At 54.6% G+C, this 19610-nt stretch carries 19 protein-coding genes; 15 read left to right on the top strand and 4 right to left on the bottom strand.

The window, feature by feature from the left end; translation table 11 throughout:
* The first annotated feature begins 48 nt into the window (after positions 1 to 48).
* From helD to M3G15_RS13495, 6 genes are all read left to right on the top strand, one after another.
* Complete coding sequence (helD, locus tag M3G15_RS13470; RefSeq protein WP_260071212.1) at positions 49 to 2394, top strand: RNA polymerase recycling motor HelD; 2346 nt, start codon at positions 49 to 51, stop codon at positions 2392 to 2394.
* An 81-nt stretch (positions 2395 to 2475) separates the two neighbouring features.
* Positions 2476 to 3741, top strand: a complete 1266-nt coding sequence (gene bcbE, locus M3G15_RS13475) for a bacillibactin exporter BcbE (protein WP_260071213.1) — start codon at positions 2476 to 2478, stop codon at positions 3739 to 3741.
* A gap of 157 nt (positions 3742 to 3898) precedes the next feature.
* The gene (gene rpiA, locus M3G15_RS13480) at positions 3899 to 4585 is read left to right on the top strand and encodes a ribose-5-phosphate isomerase RpiA (protein ID WP_260071214.1); all 687 of its coding nucleotides are present in this window, start codon (positions 3899 to 3901) and stop codon (positions 4583 to 4585) included.
* Complete coding sequence (locus M3G15_RS13485) at positions 4570 to 5007, top strand: GNAT family N-acetyltransferase (protein ID WP_260071215.1); 438 nt, start codon at positions 4570 to 4572, stop codon at positions 5005 to 5007. The genes rpiA and M3G15_RS13485 overlap by 16 nt, the downstream gene beginning before the upstream one ends.
* A gap of 193 nt (positions 5008 to 5200) precedes the next feature.
* Positions 5201 to 5650: a MarR family winged helix-turn-helix transcriptional regulator gene (locus M3G15_RS13490; protein ID WP_260071216.1), complete on the top strand. Its 450-nt coding sequence runs from the start codon at positions 5201 to 5203 to the stop codon at positions 5648 to 5650.
* Positions 5647 to 8808, top strand: coding sequence for an MMPL family transporter (locus M3G15_RS13495; protein WP_260071217.1), 3162 nt, complete (start codon positions 5647 to 5649; stop codon positions 8806 to 8808). The genes M3G15_RS13490 and M3G15_RS13495 overlap by 4 nt, the downstream gene beginning before the upstream one ends.
* Before the next feature lie 79 nt (positions 8809 to 8887).
* On the opposite strand, the gene M3G15_RS13500 is transcribed toward M3G15_RS13495, so the two are convergent.
* Positions 8888 to 9565 (bottom strand): tetratricopeptide repeat protein, encoded by a 678-nt coding sequence (locus M3G15_RS13500; protein WP_009222951.1) that lies wholly within the window; start codon positions 9563 to 9565, stop codon positions 8888 to 8890.
* A gap of 103 nt (positions 9566 to 9668) precedes the next feature.
* Positions 9669 to 10226 (bottom strand): hypothetical protein, encoded by a 558-nt coding sequence (locus M3G15_RS13505; protein WP_260071218.1) that lies wholly within the window; start codon positions 10224 to 10226, stop codon positions 9669 to 9671.
* A gap of 160 nt (positions 10227 to 10386) precedes the next feature.
* Between M3G15_RS13505 and M3G15_RS13510 the strand changes: the two genes are divergently transcribed.
* From M3G15_RS13510 to coaD, 4 genes are all read left to right on the top strand, one after another.
* Positions 10387 to 11100 (top strand): glycoside hydrolase family 73 protein, encoded by a 714-nt coding sequence (locus tag M3G15_RS13510; protein WP_260071219.1) that lies wholly within the window; start codon positions 10387 to 10389, stop codon positions 11098 to 11100.
* A gap of 132 nt (positions 11101 to 11232) precedes the next feature.
* Positions 11233 to 11685 (top strand): hypothetical protein, encoded by a 453-nt coding sequence (locus M3G15_RS13515; protein ID WP_198136135.1) that lies wholly within the window; start codon positions 11233 to 11235, stop codon positions 11683 to 11685.
* Positions 11686 to 11986: 301 nt separating this feature from the next.
* Positions 11987 to 12589, top strand: a complete 603-nt coding sequence (gene rsmD, locus M3G15_RS13520) for a 16S rRNA (guanine(966)-N(2))-methyltransferase RsmD (RefSeq protein ID WP_009222955.1) — start codon at positions 11987 to 11989, stop codon at positions 12587 to 12589.
* Positions 12582 to 13094 (top strand): pantetheine-phosphate adenylyltransferase, encoded by a 513-nt coding sequence (coaD, locus tag M3G15_RS13525; protein ID WP_009222956.1) that lies wholly within the window; start codon positions 12582 to 12584, stop codon positions 13092 to 13094. Before rsmD ends, coaD begins: the two co-directional genes overlap by 8 nt.
* Positions 13095 to 13108: 14 nt before the next feature.
* Here coaD and M3G15_RS13530 read toward each other — a convergent pair whose 3' ends face one another.
* On the bottom strand, positions 13109 to 14329 hold the full coding sequence (locus M3G15_RS13530) for a nucleoside recognition domain-containing protein (protein WP_260071220.1): 1221 nt from the start codon (positions 14327 to 14329) through the stop codon (positions 13109 to 13111).
* 178 nt (positions 14330 to 14507) lie between these two features.
* Here M3G15_RS13530 and M3G15_RS13535 point away from each other — a divergent pair, with 178 nt between their 5' ends.
* Positions 14508 to 15536: a SepM family pheromone-processing serine protease gene (locus M3G15_RS13535; RefSeq protein ID WP_260071221.1), complete on the top strand. Its 1029-nt coding sequence runs from the start codon at positions 14508 to 14510 to the stop codon at positions 15534 to 15536.
* 57 nt (positions 15537 to 15593) lie between these two features.
* Here M3G15_RS13535 and M3G15_RS13540 read toward each other — a convergent pair whose 3' ends face one another.
* Positions 15594 to 16835: a nucleotidyltransferase gene (locus tag M3G15_RS13540; RefSeq protein ID WP_260071222.1), complete on the bottom strand. Its 1242-nt coding sequence runs from the start codon at positions 16833 to 16835 to the stop codon at positions 15594 to 15596.
* 194 nt (positions 16836 to 17029) lie between these two features.
* Between M3G15_RS13540 and M3G15_RS13545 the strand changes: the two genes are divergently transcribed.
* The 4 genes from M3G15_RS13545 (at position 17030) to plsX (ending at position 19608) form a co-directional block, all read left to right on the top strand.
* Complete coding sequence (locus M3G15_RS13545; RefSeq protein WP_016312480.1) at positions 17030 to 17551, top strand: YceD family protein; 522 nt, start codon at positions 17030 to 17032, stop codon at positions 17549 to 17551.
* A gap of 59 nt (positions 17552 to 17610) precedes the next feature.
* Positions 17611 to 17784, top strand: a complete 174-nt coding sequence (gene rpmF, locus M3G15_RS13550) for a 50S ribosomal protein L32 (protein ID WP_009222962.1) — start codon at positions 17611 to 17613, stop codon at positions 17782 to 17784.
* Between the two features lie 257 nt (positions 17785 to 18041).
* A complete protein-coding gene (gene fapR / locus M3G15_RS13555; RefSeq protein WP_028537792.1) occupies positions 18042 to 18638 on the top strand; it encodes a transcription factor FapR in 597 nt (198 codons plus the stop codon).
* Positions 18622 to 19608, top strand: a complete 987-nt coding sequence (gene plsX, locus M3G15_RS13560) for a phosphate acyltransferase PlsX (RefSeq protein WP_016312478.1) — start codon at positions 18622 to 18624, stop codon at positions 19606 to 19608. The genes fapR and plsX overlap by 17 nt, the downstream gene beginning before the upstream one ends.
* Positions 19609 to 19610: the final 2 nt, after the last annotated feature.

The following is a 19610-nucleotide window of genomic DNA, read 5'->3' on the forward strand; positions in this document are numbered from 1 at the left end:
GATATCAGCTGTAGATAAAGTTAGATGTCATTCAAGGGAGCGATTTAATTGGACCATACAGATCAGGCATGGCAGGAAGAACAGCGCCGCGTGGAGTACGTGGCCGACCAAATCGACGCCAGAATCCGCAAGCTGGAGCGGGAGGTTGGCAGCGTACGCGGCGATGTCGTTGAGATGCGGAAGAACTTTTGGGACGAAGTAACGGTGAACTTCAGCGAAGCGGATGATGTCGGTGAAACGTCAACTAGCTTACGGCAGCAGTCCCAGGTGCTCGCAGAGCGGGAGAAAAGCCACCAGCATGCCTCTATCGCGTTGGGGAAGCTGAAACGTCTAAAGCAGTCTCCTTATTTCGGGCGCATTGATTTCGCTGAAGACGGCGAACCGGTGGAAGCCATCTATCTTGGGATTGCTTCATTGCTCGAAGAGGGGGATGAAACGTTCCTCGTCTATGATTGGCGTGCCCCGATTTCCAATCTCTATTATGACAGCGTTCCGGGTCCGGCTTCCTATGAGACGCCGTCCGGTACGATCAAAGGGACGATGACGCTAAAACGTCAGTTCGTGATCAACGGGCGCCGCATCAGGGTGATGTTCGACACCGGCGTCACGATTGGCGACGAGCTGTTGCAGCAGGTGTTAAGCCGCAGCTCTGATGCGCAGATGAAGAGCATCGTGGCCACGATCCAGCGTGAGCAAAATAAAATCATCCGCAACGATCGCAGCCGGATGCTGATCGTGCAAGGGGCCGCCGGCAGCGGCAAGACATCGGCCGCCTTGCAGAGGGTCGCTTACTTGCTTTATAAGCACCGCGAGGTGCTGCAAGCGGATCAGATGATTTTGTTCTCGCCCAATCCGATGTTTAACAGCTATGTTTCAACGGTGCTTCCGGAGCTGGGCGAAGAAAATATGCTGCAAACGACGTTCCAGGAGTATCTGGAGCATCGGCTCGGAAGAGAATTTCAGCTTGAGGACCCGTTTGTACAAATCGAATTTGTCCTCTCTGCTCCTGAGGATGAGGCTTATCAAGCTCGGGTCAGCGGAATCCGTTTTAAATCGTCGGTACAGTTCCTGCATGCGATCACGCGGTATAAGGAACTGCTGGAGCAGAAAGGGATGATCTTTAAACCGCTCCGCTTTCAAGGCAAGGAAATTGTTGGCGTGGAGGAAATTGCCCGGCAATTTTATGCTTATGATCCCGCGATCCGGCTGGCCAACCGTTGTGAGCTGTTAAAAGATTGGCTGCTGAAGGCCATCGCGGCCTTTGGTAAGTCCGAGCTGGATCAGCCTTGGGTAGAGGAACAAATTCAGCTGCTGGATGCAGAGGACTACCAGCGGGCTTACCAGCGCATGCGGCGCAAGCAGCATGGTAAAAGTCCTTCATTCAGCGATTACGAGGATGAGAAGACGATTTTGGCCAAAATGGTTGTCAGCGATCGTCTTAAACCGCTCCGGAAATGGGTCAAATCGCTGCGGTTCGTTGATGTGACGCGTCTATATATGCAGCTGTTCAGCGACCTGACGATCTTCCGGAAAGTCCATCAAGAAGAGCTTCCAGATCAGTGGGAAGATATCTGTGAGCAAACGCTGCAGAAGATTGCGGGGGGCGAGCTGTTCTATGAAGATATTACGCCTTTCCTCTATTTAAAAGAGCTGCTGCTTGGCTTCCGGTCCAACACGTCGATCCGTCACGTCATTATCGACGAAGCGCAGGATTATTCGCCGTTCCAGCTGTTCTTCCTGAAGCGGCTGTTCCCGCGGGCCAAAATGACGGCGCTCGGCGACTTGAACCAGGCGATTTATGCTCACGCCTCGGTGCTTCAGCAGTCTTCTGTATTCAGCGATTTGTACGGTGCGGAGGAGAGCGAGTTGATTACGCTGGAGCAAAGCTACCGTTCCACCCGCCAAATTGTTGAGTTCACCCGCGAGATGATCCCTGGAGGGGAGGCGATCGTTCCGTTTAACCGGGAAGGCGAGATGCCGGAGGTTCACCTGGTTGACGATGCAGATAAGCTCCACGCTTCGCTGGAGGCAACGATCGGTCAGCTGCGCGCGGACGGATATGAATCGATTGCCGTCATCTGTAAAACGGCGGAGGAAAGCAAGCAAGCCTACGATCGGCTTAGCGCTAAGCTGCCGGCCAAGCTGATCAAGAAGACGACGTTATCCTTTGAGAAAGGGGTTCATGTCATTCCGGCGTATTTGGCCAAAGGTGTGGAGTTCGATGCGGTACTGATTTACGACGGTTCCGACCGGAAGTACACGAGAGAAGCCGAACGGAAGCTGTTTTATACGGCCTGCACAAGAGCGATGCACTTGCTGCGCATTTACTCCGTAGGCGAACCTAGCCGGTTTATCCGGGAAGCTTCGAAATCAACCTATATTCTGGTTCCTTGACAGCGGTATAATTTCGGCTAAATGTATCACACTAACCGGGTCTGTTTAAACTTCATTCGTGAAGGGTGGCCTGATGGTTAGATGCTCGGCAAAAAAGGCGATTTGATTGCATTGGCCTCCATACCGCTTATTATGACGCTGGGAAATTCCATGCTGATTCCGATATTGCCACAGATTGCCCGTGAGCTTCATGTCAACTCCTTTCAGGTCAGTATGCTGATCACCGTGTATGCGGTGGTTGCGATCTTGCTGATTCCGATTGCCGGCTATCTTTCCGATAAATTCGGCCGTAAAGCGATCATTGTGCCCAGCTTGATTATCGCGGGAATCGGCGGCTGTATTTCTGGCGTGGCGGATTGGTTTGTGAACGGGCTGGCCGTATACTGGCTGATCCTAGGCGGTCGCTTCCTGCAAGGGATCGGAGCGGCTGGCGCCTTCCCGATCGTGTTGCCGCTGGTCGGCGATCTGTATGAAAGTGAGGAGGAAGTCAGCCACAATTTAGGCTTGATCGAAACCTCCAATACGTTTGGCAAAGTGCTCAGCCCGATCATAGGTGCACTGCTTGGCGCTTGGATCTGGTATGTGCCGCTTCTGTCGATTCCGGTATTATGTTTGATCTCGCTATTGCTGGTGCTGTTTTTGGTGCGGGAACCGAAAGATCGGGAGAAGGCCAAGCCGCTGAGGGAATTTATCTCTGCCGTCAAAGCGGTGCTGAAGCAAAAAGGCCGCTGGCTGTATGCCATCTTTGCGATCGGCTGCATTTCGATGTTCCTGTTGTTTGGCGTGCTGTTTTATTTGTCTGAGCAACTGGAAGCAAAACACGGCCTGGACGGTGTGATCAAGGGGTTGGTACTGGCGATTCCGCTGGCAGCTTTATGTCTGGCTTCTTATGTGACCGGGAAAAAAATCGGCAAGGACAAAAAGCTGATGAAATGGTCTGGCGTCGCAGGCTTAATCCTATCGACCGGCGCCTTATTTGGCATCGGCTTTTTCAACAACATCTATTTTGTGATCGTTTGCCTGATCGTCTGCGGCGCTGGTATCGGCATCGTCCTGCCCAGCTCCGATGCCTTGATCACCGAAGGTGTCGACAAGGAAATGCGCGGTACGATTACTTCACTCTACAGCAGCATGCGGTTTATCGGTGTATCGGCGGGGCCGCCGGTGATGTCGCTGCTGATGAAGGCTGGCCATATGACAATGTTTTTCGTCATCGCCGGAGTGTCGCTGGTGGCGGTCATCCTGCTGCTGACGATGGTCAAGCCGGAATCCGGGCACGGTGGCGCAATCAAGCCCAAGGAGCCCCGAAAACGTACGAAAGTGGTAAAGGCTTTCCATCACAGCTAGGCATAAGGGCATGGACTCTCGGCAGCAGCGGACCGATCGGTTACGCTGCTGTTCTATTGTCCGGGCTTTTTTGGTATGATTAGGAGCGAAAGTGCCGCTGGGACAGAGGTGTTCGAGCGGGCAAAGGTACGAACATCATGATTTTGGAGGGGTAGACATGAATGCCAAACAGGCGGCGGGTTACCGCGCTGCAGAATGGGTAAAGGACGGAATGACCGTTGGTCTCGGGACGGGGTCAACCGCTTATTATGCGATCGAGAAAATCGGCGAGATGGTGGGGAACGGGTTGCAAATTCGTGCCATCGCAACTTCGAAGGCTTCAGAGGAGCTTGCCGCGAAATATCACATCCCGCTAATTGAGGCGAAGGACGTGGACCGATTGGATCTGGCGATCGACGGGGCCGATGAGGTGGATCCGCAAATGGCGCTGATCAAAGGCGGCGGGGGAGCGCTGCTTCGGGAGAAGCTCGTCGCGATCAACAGCGATCGGTTTATCGTCATTGCCGATCATAGCAAGATGGTTCCTACATTGGGGCGTTTCAAACTGCCGATTGAGTTGGTGCCGTTTTGTTACGAATGGACCCTGCGGGAGCTGAAGAGCCGTTACGATGTTCCGTTCGAAATGCGGATGCAGGGGGATCAGCTGTACGTGACCGATAACGGGAACTACATCGTGGATGCGGCCTTCGGACAAATCGCTGACCCTGCCCGGTTAAGCGACGAGTTGAAGGCGATGACAGGCGTTGTCGAGCACGGACTGTTCGTTGGCATTGCGCAAACCGTCGTGATTGGTTATGAGGATGGGCGTACAGAAATTAAGGAGGCACCATGTTCAAATCAATAAAAGCGAGGGTGGACGAGCCTGTCATTCGGGAGCTGCTGGAATATGCGGTGATGTTTGACCCGGATGCGCTGGAGGACGCGGCTCGTTTGTACCGGGAAGAGGATACATATCAGCTGTATGGATATGAAGAGGAAGCGGGGATTGCCGGAATTATCGGCTATCGTGTCAACGCTTCGCAGACGCTTGAAATCATCCATCTTGCCGTCCATCCAGAACAGCGGATGAAAGGGTATGGACGAGCCTTGGTGCTGCTCGCCCTCACGGAAGCATCTCCGGAGCGGATGGAGGCCATTACCGATGAGGCAGGCGCAGATTTTTTCCGGAACATCGGGTTTCAAATTACCGGGTTTTGGGATGAAGCCATCGGGGAAGAACGGTTTCGCTGCATCTATGAAGTGGAAGAGAACGAAGAGGATGAATAAGGTCCGGCTGAAAGGCTGCGGGGAGAACCCCGCGGCTTTTTTTGCGTAATCATCGTGATAAAAATTCGCTCAAGGGATTTGACTTTCAGGCGGCAATCGCCTATAGTTTCATATGTAGTTTCATTGTCGAACTATTCTACTGGTGAACTAACTGGACATGTTTCTTGTTCAGAAGACAAGGGGGGATTTAGGGGTGAATCTTGAAACGAAGCAGTTGATTGAGCGGTATATGGCAGCTTTTTTCGAGGTCTCGAAGCGGCTGAACGGGCAAATCCGCGACATGATTCAAGAGGATATCACCATGGAGCAATTTCAGATTTTGAAGTACATTTCCTCCCGCGGCAGATGTACCTCGACGGAACTGGCAGATGCGTTTGGGGTAGGCAAAAGCTCCATCACCGCGATGATCACACGGATGGTCGACAAAGGATTGCTTCAGCGGACTCGGGATCAAGACGACCGTCGGGTCGTTTATTTAACGATGACAGAGCAGGGGCAACGCAATTACGACATTGTCCAAGATCAGATCATCAGCACCGTTTCGAAGTATTTGGTGCATTTCGAAGCGGACGAAGTGGAAGGATTTATTAGCGCGTTTGAGAGATTAGCCAGATTGGTCGGAGAGGGGAGTTCGGGAAAATGAGATTCATACTGAAGGCAAGATGGTGGATCTTGCTGTTGTGGATCGCTTTGGCGGCAGCATTAATGCTGACGGCGCCTTCCATGGCGGATTTAGTGCGGGAGAACGGGGAGATCACCGTTCCGGACGGGTATTCCTCCTCTGAAGCTTCCGCCATATTAGCGGAGGCGGCCAAGCTGAAGGGCGGAGCGGCAGAGACTCAGATCGCCCTCGTCTTTCATGATGATCAAGGCATCGATGATGCCGAGCAGAAAGAGATTGAACAAGGCATCTCCGCGCTGCGCGACCATATGGAGGAGATCGGCATCGCTTCAATTACCGATCCGTTCAGCACGCCGGAAGCGAAAGATAAGTTGATCTCCAAGGACGGTAAAACGATATTAACCTCTTTGTCGGTGCTTGACGAGCAGCGTCCGCTCAAGGAGATCGAGCAAGATATTCATCAAACCCTCGATTCGCTGAAGGTCGAGCACTATCTGACCGGGCAAAAGCAAATTAACGAGGATATGATCGTCAGTTCGGAGCAGGGTCTGAAGAAATCGGAATATTTTACCGTAATCTTTATTTTGCTGATCCTGTTCGTGGTATTCCGCTCGGTGGTGGCACCGTTTATCCCATTGCTGACGGTTGGGCTCAGCTATCTGGTGTCCCAATCCGTCGTTGCGTTCCTGGTGGATACGGTGAATTTCCCGATTTCGACGTACACGCAGATCTTTATGGTGGCGGTGATGTTTGGGATCGGGACGGACTATTGTATCCTGCTGATCAGCCGCTTTAAGGAAGAACTGCAGCATGCGGATGACCAATGGGAGGCGATCGTCCAGACGTACCGTAAAGCAGGGAAGACGGTGCTCTTCTCCGGGCTCGCCGTCCTGGTCGGCTTCACGACAATTGGATTATCGCAATTTATGTTGTACCGCTCGGCGGTAGCGGTAGCTGTCGGCATCGCGGTTATGCTTATCGCCTTGGTTACGGTCGTGCCGTTCTTTATGGCCGTGCTGGGCACCAAGCTGTTCTGGCCTGTCCGCGGTTCGCTGGAACATAAGGAAAACCGGTTCTGGGGCGCCATCGGTCGCTTCTCCTTGAAGCGTCCATGGGCAGCTCTGTTGATCGTTGCTGCTGTAACGGTACCGTTCGTGATTACGTACACCGGCAATGTATCCTTCAACAGTATGGAGGAAATCGGCGGCGAATATGAATCGGTCAAAGCGTATAACATCATCTCCGAAAGCTTTGAACCCGGTGAGTCGTTGCCGTCCACCATCGTGATCAAAAATGACGAGCCCATGGATAATGCGGAGTATATGGCACTCGCTGAGAAGATCAGCCGCGAGGTTGAGAAAACGGATGGCGTCGCCAGCATTCGGGGGATGAGCCGCCCGACAGGGGAAGTGCTTAAGGATTTCGCATTAAGCAATCAGGTGAAGACCGTCGGTGAAGGATTAGGCGAAGGCGGCGAAGGGCTGGGTAAGATCCAAAACGGATTAGCGAAAGCCAGCCAGGCGCTGTCGGAAAACGCCCCTAAGCTGAAGGAAGCCGCCGATAGCACCGGGAAGCTGGTGGACGGTACCGCGAAGCTGAAGGACGGAATCTCTCAGCTGTCCGGAGGTCTTACCGCGATCGAGAAAGGGATTCGTGAAGGTTCGGCTGGGGCCGGCCAGTTGAAGCAAGGATTACAACAAGCGCAAAAGAGCGCTGAGGATTTGGCGAACGCCCACAATCAACTGCTTGACTCTTATCAGCAGTTGGCTCAAGGGGTTTCCGGCCTGGGTAACGGTCTGAAGGAAATCCGCGAACCTTTGGGGGCTGCTTCGCAGGGGTTAGCCGCCTTGACGGGTCGCTTCAGCAGCCTGGAGGGCAAATATCCTGATTTAGCGTCGGATCCAGATTATTTAACGATTCGCACGACGGTATTGGAAACCGGCAAAGGTCTGGAGCAACTGACGGCCGGGCTTCAGCAGATCGAAGCACAGCTTGAGCAGGTTGCGGCCGGGCTGAATCAAGCTAACCAAGGCTACGCGCAGGCGGCAGCCGGCGGGAAGCAGTTGGCTGAGGTCCTGGACCAAATCGTTGCTGGGCTGGCGAAGCTGCAAACGGGATTGGATCAGGCTGCCAAGGGTCAAGGCAAGATCGTGGGGCAGCTGCCTGAAGTCGAATCCGGTCTGGCGCAAATTCAAAACGGGCAACAGCAAGTACAAACCGGATTCAGCGAATTCTCCGGTCAAATCACGCAGCTTACTGATGGGCTGAATCAAAGCGTTGACGGCCTGGCTCAAGTGTCCGGCGGATTAACAACTGCCAAGGACTACTTGACGGAGGTTGGAAGCACGGACAACGGTCTGGACGGCTGGTACGTTCCGAAGGAAGCGCTGGAGAACGAACAGATCGAGCAAGTATTCGATACGTATCTGTCCGCGGACCGCAAAGTCATGAAGCTTGAAGTCGTCTTCTCCAGCAACCCTTATGGCCGGGAAGCGATTGACCAGATCGATGCAGTGGAAGCTGCGGTGCAAACGGCGGTGAAAGGGACGCCGCTGGAAAACGCCGACATCGCGATCGGCGGCGTATCGAGTACGTTTAACGATCTGAAGACGATTTCGGGGAACGACTATACGCGCACCGTCTTTTTAATGCTGGCTGGGATCTTCATTATCCTGGTGGTATTGCTTCGTTCGTTGGTGATGCCAGTCTACATCATTTTGTCCCTGGTGTTGACGTTCTACGCTTCGATCGGGTTTACGGAGTGGGTCTTCGTCGACGTCTTTGGGTACTCCGGCGTGAGCTGGGCGACGCCATTCTTCGGTTTCGTTCTGTTGGTAGCGCTGGGCGTTGACTACAGCATCTTCCTGATGGACCGCTTTAACGAGAACAAAGAGTGGAACGTCAGCGACGCGATCTTGCATTCGATGCGCAATATGGGGACAGTGATTTTGTCCGCAGCGATCATTCTTGGCGGGACGATGGCCTCAATGTATCCGTCCGGCGTGCTGTCCATGCTGCAAATCGCCACGCTGGTGTTAACCGGCCTGGTGCTGTACTCCGTAGTCGTTTTGCCGTTCCTCATCCCGGTGATGGTGAAGCTGTTTGGGCAAGCGAACTGGTGGCCGTTTCACCGCCGCTTCGGCGAAGGGACGCAGCAAGAGAACAGTGTAAATTTGTAAACCGCAGGTGTACAAAAGCAACGCCGGCTTCTTCTCCAATTTGGAGGGAAGCCGGCGTTTTGTTGTGGATACCTTGACCTTAACCAAGCGTGCTGCGTTTGAGGAAGCTGCGCAGCGCCCATCCGCGCTCTTGACGCTTCTTATATTTCGGTAGAGAACGGTACACCTCAATCGACTCCTTGTAAGCGCGTTTTGCCTCTTCCTTGCTGCCCAGCGACTGATACAAGCAGCCAAGCAAATAATACGCTTCACTGGAGGAGGATTGGATTTCGCCAAACCGCGCGGCGTATTGCAGCGCTTTCTGCGGATCTCGCTCACGGAAGGCGGAGGCGAGGCGCAGGTAAGGTTGACCGTATTTCACCCGTTCGTTCAGGCTTAGGGCGTGCAAAATATGCGCTTCCCCTTCCTCGATCCGTCCCAGTCCTAAACAGGCCGTCCCGAGGTCATCCCAAAACTCTGCCGACGACTCAGAGAAGTCCTTCGCCTCTTCGAGCAAGCGATGAGCTTCGGCATATTTCTTGCGTTCCAGCAGTAAGCGGGCAAGCTCGCGTTTGGCAGAGACGTCGAAGGGGCTTGCGGCCAACTGCTGCCGGAGACGACCTATATTGCGGCTGCGTTTGATCGGTTTGCTCAGGCTCGGAAACAACCCAACATATCGCCGATCAATGAAGTAAAGGATGAGGAGCAAGACGATGATGGCGAGAAACGGATTGCCTAGCAGCCAAGACAAGAGAAAAAACAGGAATATCTTACTCATGAAAAGTCCTCCGCAATCACATGATAATTTCCAATTATATCACAGGGGAAGGAGGACGAGGAAAAAATAAAAACAGCCGCCTCGAGGCGGCTGTCACATTGATTTATTGGAAGTTGCGAAACGAGCCTGTGGAGCCGATCGAACCTGTACCGGTGATCGAACCCGAGGTGTGAGATCCCGTGGAGTTCATGGAGCCTGCGGAACCCAAGGAGCCCATGGAGCTGGCAGCGCTGGAGCCGATGGAGCTCAAAGAACCGGTGTGCGTGGAGCTTGGCTGGTGACTGTTCATGGAAGAGCCGATGCTGCCACCGCTATAGTTGCTTTGACCGATTCCTTGCGTGCTGTAGGAGGTTTGACCGATGCCAGGCTGGGTATAACTCGTGCTGAATCCAGACATCGAGTGTACGCTGCTTTCCAGTTGATTCGCAAGTTGGGCTACGCGTTGATATTGTTGCATCGCTGTTTGATGTCCTTGGAGCGCGGATTGAATCACTTGCACGGCTCTACGCTCACGTTGAGCCAACTCTTCCAACTGCATCGCGTTTTGTTGTTCCTGCTGCAGCATTTGCTGGTACATCATCGTAGCTTGGCGGGTTTGCTGTTCCAGCTGGCGCATCGATTGTTCGATCTCACGAAGTTGTTGACTGACATTGTTGTACATCTGCTTAAGTATCCTCCTCTAGTTAAGTTAGGTTGTGAAACCAACGTTAGGTTACCCCTCGAACTCTCCGCTATACATCGAACTAAGCGGACCTCCGAGCTCGTCAAGGTAAGGGTCCAAACCCTCGTCCAACCAAATTCATAAACTATTCTGGAGGTGAATGCGATTGGACAAAAACGGGTTTATTCAGAAAATCGCCCCCCTTGCCGCTGCCAACTCGAAGGAAAGCGGGATACCGGCTTCATTGACGATCGCCCAAGCGATTTTGGAATCGAACTGGGGGACAAGTCGCTTAGCTGTTCAAGGCAATAATCTGTTTGGGCTAAAAGGCACCGGTCCAGCAGGCAGCTTGATTCTGCCCACAACCGAGTATCGGAGCGGCAAAGCGGTGACGGTGAACGCGGCTTTTCGCAAATACCGGTCATGGGCAGAATCGATTGCGGATCACGCCCGTTTATTATCGGCGCCGCGCTATGCCGGGGCGATTGGAAAGACAGGTCCGGAAGCGGCGCGGGCCGTTGCAGCGGCCGGATACGCGACGGATCCGCAATATGCCAACAAGCTGATCCAGTTGATGAATACCTACAGCTTGACGCAATATGATGCAACGAAGGGAGATGAACCGATGACTGCAGAGGAGAAAAAACAATTTGCTGCGCTTCAAGACCTCGTCCAAGCGCAGGCGAAGAAAATCGCCGAGTTGGAGAAATGGACAAAGCCGGGGATTCCCGCCTGGGCCAAGGAAGCGGTGGAGGCGGCGGTGAAATACAGCAAAGACGATCCGCTGTTGATGAACCCGGAGCAGGGCAGCGTGGATTTTTACCGAATCATTACCGTGATGCACCGTCGGGGCTTGTTTGACAAGGGGATATAAGCCAGGACTTAGACGGTTGTCATCAGCGTCCCCCGGTGGTACGATGGGTTGGAAGATTAAGGAACTGCCGCGAGGGAGGGAGTAACGATTCGCAAGCGATTATGGATATCCGCGGTTGCCGGATTGGTTTTGTTGCTGGCAATGTATACATGGTGGTATATCGAGAACGTATCTCCAGTGAAGGTGACGAAAACCTTTGACGGTGCGGCCTGGATGGAGGAGGACCCGACTTTTGCACCGCCGGTCCATCTTTCGTTAGACGGGTATTATGACAAACGAAACGCCCAATTTAAGGGTGCAGTAAAGATTAACGGACAGGTGTATGACAATTGCTTCCTCGTCAACGGGTCCGGACATCGTTATGAAGGCGCTAACTTGATTCGGCTTGGGGCAAGCTATTTCGATGCAGAGATGGTACGCATCGCGTGGTCCATTCCTCAGTCAGAGCTCCCTCCTGAGTTGACCCACCCGAAGTTCCCCGATGCGGAGATTTGGTTAATTAGCCCGGCTTCATCCGGTGAAGAGGCGAGCAACTTACGACAGGAGTTAGTAGATCGTTACTTCGCGAAGCTAAAGCTGAAATAAAAAAAGGACAAAAGCCCTCGTAGAATTCCTTGCTACAAGGGCTTTTGTCCGGGCATCCCTTGCGGGATGCCCATCATGGGAGAGGAGAAACCGGACGAAGAGCTTATGGGGAAACGTAAGTCTTCTCCGCGGTTGTCTACGACATTTGGTGATGTCGATACTCTAAGTGTGTCCGGGCAGAGGGGTTTTATACCTCCATTCGCAAAAAAGTTCGATGATTTTTTCATTTTTCATTCCAAGGCGGATTATGGTACGATATCGACAGGAATTTTCCAGGCATAAAAGGTGAGTGAACAAATCGATGAGAGTTATTTCGGGCCGAGCCCGGGGCAGGTCGCTCAAAGCCGTACCCGGCATGGGGACCAGGCCAACCACAGACAAAGTCAAAGAAGCGATATTCAGCATGATCGGTCCGTATTTCGACGGCGGCTCCGCGCTGGACTTGTTTGCCGGAACCGGCGGTCTCGGGATTGAGGCGTTAAGTCGCGGCATGGACAAGGCGGTGTTTATCGATAAAGATTTTAAGAGCATTGAGACGATCCGTCAGAATTTGAAGGCGACCGGATTCGAGACCATGGCTGAAGTCTACAAAAACGACGCTGAACGTGCGCTGAAAGCTCTGGCGAAACGGGAGGCGTCATTTGATCTGGTGTTCTTGGATCCGCCGTACCGCCTGAAACACGGGGATGCGCTGATGACCCAGATGGACGAGCTGCAGCTGCTCAAGCCGGAGGCCACGATCGTGCTCGAATACGAAGCCTCGTATGTTTATCCTGAGCGGTTTGGGCCTTTTGTGCAAATACGTAAAGCGGAATACGGGGAGACTTCCGTATCCATTTATACTTACGATACCGAGTTGAACACGGTTCAAACCGACGATCAGGAGGAAAAACAACATGAGTGAACAGCGGCAACCGCGAGTGGCGGTATATCCGGGCAGCTTTGATCCTGTAACGAAAGGGCATATGGACATCATCCAGCGGGCCTCGCGCCAGTTTGACAAGCTGATCGTGGCCGTGCTGAACAATTTGAGCAAGAAGCCGTTATTTACGGTCGATGAGCGCAAGGCCTTGCTCAGAGAGGTGACCGGGCATCTTCCTAATGTCGAAATTGACAGCTTCCGGGATCTGCTGGTCAATTACATGGACTACAAACAAGCCCATGTGATCGTCCGGGGCATTCGCTCCGTCACCGACTTTGAATATGAGCTGCAGCTGGCTTCTACGAATCATAAGCTGAACAGTGAGGTGGAGACGATCTTTATGATGACGCATCCCAAATATTCGTATTTGAGCTCCAGCGTCGTCAAGGAGATAGCCAGCTTCCACGGCGATGTCAGCGATCTCGTTCCGCCGGAGGTTGAGATGGCGTTGCGTGAGAAGTTCAAGGATAAGCTGGGGCCGAGCTAAGCAAGGCTCAGAGCTTAAGGTTTCTCTTGTCGCCGCCACAGGAGCGCGATGGACAAGAAGCCAACCGTCAGCAATGTCAGCATCCACAGCTGCCATTCCATCACCCCGAACGCTTGCTGCCAGCTGGGCAGCTTGACGGCCGGGGTGTCGCTTCCTATTGGGGAGGCTTCGCTGCCGCCAAATGCGGGGAGAACGTTTGGCAGCCAGCGGGTGACCGGCTTCCACAGCAGCAGGGTCAGGACATAAGCATAAGCTGCATGGAGCAGACGGCTGAGCAGGAACGACCGTTCTCCGATGCCTGCGGGGCCGAGGATGGCGCGCACTTGCAGGTAAGCGCATAGGCCGCTCCACCCTAGCACCGCACCCAGTAACGAGGCGCTGAGGGCCGGAGGAAGGGAAGGGGCCAGCCCGGACAGGGCATAGGAGCCTAAATGGACCTCGAGAGCGCTTTTCACTGCAACGGCCATTGTTTGATTAGGGAACGCGAGCAGAATAACGTGAATCACGACTGCGAAAATAAGCATATATCCGCCGATAATCATCAGCGTTTGAACGCCCGAGGCGACCGCGTCGCCCAGCAGCTTGCCAAAGCTGCGGCCGTCTTCGCGGCGGGCCTCCTCCATCCGGCGCATGGCCAGGCGCAGGATGGATTCACGCGGCCTGGCTGCAGGCTTTACCGGCGGAGACACCGCTGATTTCGAGCGGTCTGGGAACACCAACTGCAGCGTAACGCCGGCGGCGAGGCCGGCAATCCAGTGCACGGCGAGCAAGAGCAAGCCGACCTCAGGGCGGCTTAAGAAGCCTGCGCCAATCACAACGACGAGCAGCATCGGGCTGCAGAAGTGAGCTGCCGCGGCGAGACGTTCGGCTTCACGCGCGGTGACCTTGCCCTGCTTATGCAGGGTCACCGCAGCTTCGGCTGCGGCAGGGAAGCCGGCCGTCATCCCCAGCGGCAGCACCCAGCCGAAGGAGCCGGGAAGACCCAGGGCGCGGCGGGTGAAAGGCTCGAGCAACGCGCCCAGACCATGGGCGAATCCTGAGGCGATCAGCATTTGCGACAGAACGATAAATGGCAGCAAGGCTGGGAATACGATGCGCCACCATATGGCCAAGCCTTCCCCCGAAGCTTTGAACGCTTCGCCGGGGGCGTAAACGACGCAGATCACGAGCAAAACGGCCAAAAATCCGGTTAACCATGTAGAGAGCGGGCTGGCGGCCAAACGTCGGAAATTCATATGTATAGATCCACCTTCTTTGTCATTAGATAAAGATCGATAGCGAATATACGCATAGTACATGCTATGCATCAGCGGCGAAGGACAGACTACCGGTTTCGCATGGCAGGTGCAGGCAGAGGAGCGGCGGCTGAGAAGATGCGAAAGCGCCGTCACACAGGAAGGGAGGAGAAACGGGATGCGACCATCCAGAGCCAAAGCGTTAAAATCGGGACTGTATGTGCTGATCCTTGCGGTGATCGTCTATATTGTCGTCTATATGTCTACCCCGTATATGATCAATCAGCCGGGGACGGCAGAGGAAATCAAACCGATGGTTTCCATCCCGTCGGGAGATCCTGAGGAGAAGGGCACTTTTATGCTCACAACGGTTTCCGTCAGTTACGCCAACGTATGGATGCTGGCGACGGCTCGCTTCAACAAGCATGCCGAGATCGTGAAGAAGGAACCTGATCGCAATGACGAGGAATACGAAACGCAACAGCGATACTATATGAACAGCTCCCAATCCAATGCGATTATGGCGGCCTATAATAAAGCCGGCGTCAAGTACGGTATCGTCCCGGAGTACGTATTTATCATCGGCTTGTCTAAGGATAGCCCGCCCAAGGGAGATTTTCACTCCGGGGATATAATTCGAGCGGTGAAGGGACAGCCAGTCAAACGGTTTGAAGACCTTGGCGCCTTGCTGCAGGACAATCAACCGGGGGATGTGGTTGATGTCCGTCTGGAACGGGGAGGCAAATCGGTCGACCAGCAGGTGGAGCTGGTAGAGATTAAGGCGGCTGACGGCGTGCGCAAGGCCGGATTAGGTGTATCGGTAGGCGAACTGCGGAAGATACAGGCAGCGGATCAGGCCAAGGAAGTGAAGTTTGCTGACACGCGGATCGGCGGTCCATCGGCCGGCTTGATGTTTACGCTTGAGATTTATAATCAGTTGACGCCGGGGGACTTGAGCAAAGGCTACCGGGTGGCCGGCACCGGCACCATCGCCGAAGACGGCACCGTGGGAGCGATCGGCGGCGTCCAGTTCAAGATCGTGGCGTCGGATCGGGAGAAGGCGGAAATATTTTTTGTTCCGGAGGCAAATTATAAGGTTGCGAAGGCCAAAGCAGAAGAAATCGGTTCGAAGATGAAGCTCGTCCCGGTGAAGAAGCTGGACGATGCCTTGGATTATTTGGCTTCGTTGGAGCCGAAGGCGTCATAATCCAAGGGCGGGCGAATCCAGGTTTGGCGGCGTGAGGCTTGGAGCGTAACGGCGCGATTAATCCGTCAGGCGAATAGGGGCTTGACGGTACTCGCGCAGCAGCTCCTCTGCGCTTCGCTTTGGCATCGCATTTGCATATACGGCAGCGGCCCGAATGTCGAGATTCAGCTGCGGGTGCTCCATTTCAGCAGCCCGGGTGAGGATCGGCAGACGGGCCGTTTGTTTCATCCGCTTGAGCAGCTGCTGCCCGGCCGCGCTAAAGCCAAGCACGCGCAGATACCCTGGGCCTTGCGCGAGCGCCTCGGGCGCCAGCAGCTCTCGGGGATGCTGCAAGAGAATATGCAGCAGCGTGCGCTGCAGTTTCGTATGCGTGTAGCGTTTCGTCTTGAGCTGCGCGAGCAGCTCGGCGACGGTGGGCTCTGCCAAGCGGGGCAGCGTCTTTTTGATCCGGTATTCCAGCCCTTCGGTCACCTCGTGAAGGGCGGCCAGCTGCTCCGGCGACGCCAGGAGCAGCTGATGGAAGAGCGGCGCGGCCAAGCTCTCCCACGTCACGGGCCCGCGTCCCGCCGCGAACTCGCGGGCGAGGATGTCCACCGTGGACGGCGGGAGATACGGCGCGGCCGCGGTAAGGCCGCCGCCGGCGATCAGCCGCCGCACGGCGGTGGCGCTGGCGATGCTCGCGTTCGTCGGCGCGACATCGCCGTATCCCGCGGCCCGGCGCCGGACGGTGACCGGCGCGATGCCGCTGCGAAGCCGCCGCAGCGCGATCAGGTAATGCAGCCCCAAACTGTTGTTGGGCTGCTCCAAGAGCGCTCGCGCTGCGGCGGCATCAAGGGCGCTGCCGCCGAGCGTGCGGGCGGCTGCGGCCGCGTAGGCCGCGGGGTAGCTCGCCCCGGTGGCGAGCTCCTCCGCCAGGGCCGCCCGCAGCGCCTGCGGTTCGGCGGCCAGCCGCTCGGCCAGCGGCAGCAGCGCCGTCAGCGCGCCGGCTTCGCTGCCGAAGCACAGATGCGTCGTGATCCCCGTCGCATCCAGCAACGCCACGGCTCCGTAGGCGAACCACTCCGCCGGCTGGGCCGCGTAGGCGACCGGCAGCTCCAGTACGACGTCGACGCCGAGGCGGAGGGCCATCTCGGCCCGAGCCCATTTGTCGACAAGCGCCGGCTCGCCGCGCTGCAGGAAATCGCCGCTCATCACGGCGATGACCGCGTCCGCCTGCGTCAACCGCTTCGCCTCGGCGAAATGGTAAGCGTGACCGTTATGGAGCGGATTATATTCAACGATAATCCCTACGATCTTCAAAGGACTCGACTCCTTATTCTCCGGGGTGATAGTTTCAAATTTTCATTTATGAATATACCACAATATACCATGAAATCGGCGCGGTACGGCAAGGGGGAAGTGAACGACAGCTTTTCCGCAGGATTATCGCTTTATTGTTGACAAAACTTACTTAAAATCGGTATAATAACTTTTGTTTGTTTGGAGTGATGCTGATGATTATTCATTTACGTCAGGTGAACTCGTCCGGAGCTCCGGTGAAGATTCATCAAGCCTTGGACGTAAGCCATGTCGTTAAAGGTCGCAGGGACATTACCGCGATCAGTCCGCTTCAGGTCGATTTGCAGGCGGAAGCTGCCGGCGGAGACGTTGTCGATGTCAAAGGCCAGCTGACTGCAGAGCTCGATATGACCTGTTCCCGGTGTCTGAAGCCCTTGAAGCAGGTCGTGCAAGCGGAGTTTTCAGAGAGCTTCAAACAAGGCGACGATCCCGAGACAGACGTACAGGCGCAGGAAGAAGACGATGACTTGCATTATGTCGCCGACGACAAAGTCGATCTCGTGCCGTACGTGGAAGAGACGCTGTTGCTTCATCTTCCGTATGCCGCTCTGTGCGAGGAATCCTGCAAAGGGCTATGCCCGGTTTGCGGAACGGATCGGAACGAGCGGGATTGCGGCTGCAATACGGATAAGATCGATCCGCGACTCGCAGCGCTCGGCGATTTTTTCAAAAAATAAGCAAGAAAACAAGAAATAAAGCCCCGGTTAGGGTTGACTTGAATAAGGAGGTGGGAACCATGGCAGTACCTCAACGGAGAACGTCCAAAACGCGCCGCGACAAACGCCGCACGCATTTCAAATTGGCTGTGCCGGGCATGGTAAAATGTGAACAATGCGGAGAATTGAAGCTTGCTCACCACGTTTGCAAAGTTTGCGGAACTTACAAATCTAGAGAAATTATTGGCCAATAAGCTTAAAGCAACAACTCAAAGTAGTACTTCATTTCGATGAGGTGCTATTTTTTTTGTCTTTGTTGTTGCCGCCTCCCGTGCCGCCTTCCGTCAGGTTTATGGCAATTTCGCTTTTCTTTTGGGACGGGATGCTTTATACTACATTTTAGTACCAGGTTCTAAAGAGTAGCTTCGCCAACTATTACATATAAGGGAACGTTGATATTATAGATAGACCATCATTGCTTGCTGAAGAGGGGGGGATACCCATCGAACGTTTGCCGAAGCGGGCGAGGCAGCAACAGCTCGTCCAAATGATAGAAGCTAACCCGTTTATTACGGACCAAGAGCTGACCCGTCAGCTGAAAGTCAGCATTCAGACAATCCGTCTTGACCGCATGGAGCTGGGCATCCCGGAGCTCCGGGAGCGGATGAAGCTGATGGCGGAACGGTCGTATGACCAGGTTCGTTCCTTGCCGCTGCATGAGGTCATCGGGGAGATCGTCGATCTGCAGCTGGACAAGAGCGGGATCTCCATCTTTGAAATCCGTGAGGAGCATGTGTTCTCCCGGACGGGGATCGCCCGTGGACATCATGTGTTTGCCCAGGCGAACTCCTTGGCGGTGGCTGTGATCAACGACGAAATCGCTTTGACATTCTCTGCAGACATCCGGTTTATCCGTTCGGTGCATCTCGGTGAGAAATGCATTGCGAAAGCTTATGTCAGACCCAATTCCGGCCAAAAAGGCAAAGCGAAGGTTGAGGTCTTTACTTACGTAGGCGAAGAAATGGTATTCCAAGGGAATTTCGTCATCTACCGGTCCACCGGAGAGGACACTTCAGAAGGAGGAAGTCAGCATGAGAATCGCCATTGATGCGATGGGCGGAGATCACGCGCCGCAGAGCACGGTCGAAGGTGCACTGGCCGCAGCCAAGGAATGGAGCGATACCGAAATCATTCTGGTTGGTAATGAGCAAGTGCTGAAGCCGATGCTGCAAGGAGCGCCGGCAAATTTACGAATTTATCACGCGTCCGAAGTGATCGAAGCGGAGGACGAGCCGGTTAAGGCGGTTCGCCGCAAAAAGGACTCTTCGATGGTTGTCGCCGGACGGCTTGTCCGCGAAGGGGAAGCGGAGGCGATGATCTCCGCCGGCAACACCGGTGCATTGATGACTACGGGACTGCTGGTGGTCGGGCGGATGGAAGGGATTGAGCGGCCCGCGCTTGCGCCGATGATCCCGACGGTGGATGAGCGCGGCGTGTTAGCGCTTGATCTTGGTGCCAATATGGATGCCAAGCCGGAGCATCTGGCCCAGTACGCCCTGATGGGAAGCATCTATCGCGAGAAGGTGCACGGCATTAGCAAGCCGCGGGTGGGTCTGCTGAATGTCGGCACCGAAGCGAAGAAGGGCAATGAGCTTACCAAATCGGCTTTCCCGCTGTTAGAGACGATGCCGATTAACTTTGTTGGGAACGTGGAAGCTAGGGATATCTTGACCGGTGCTTGCGATGTACTGGTGTGTGACGGCTTTGCGGGAAATATTTTGCTGAAATCGCTGGAAGGTACGGCGGGCACGATGTTCTCGATTCTGAAGAAGGAATTTTCAAAATCGTTAAAGAACAAGCTGGCTGCAGCCGTATTAATGCCGTCCCTGCGCGGATTGAAGAAGACGATGGACTACAAGGAGCATGGCGGAGCGCCGCTTCTTGGTTTAAGTGGTTTGGTCGTGAAGGGGCATGGATCCTCTGACGGAGGTGCCATTAAGAATGCTGTACGCCAAGCGCGTACGGCGTTGCAAAGCAAATTGACGGAAAGTATAGCACGTGAAATCAGCGGGGAGTGAAT

Source organism: Paenibacillus sp. p3-SID1389 (genome assembly GCF_025151705.1).
GTDB lineage: Bacteria > Bacillota > Bacilli > Paenibacillales > Paenibacillaceae > Fontibacillus > Fontibacillus phoenicis.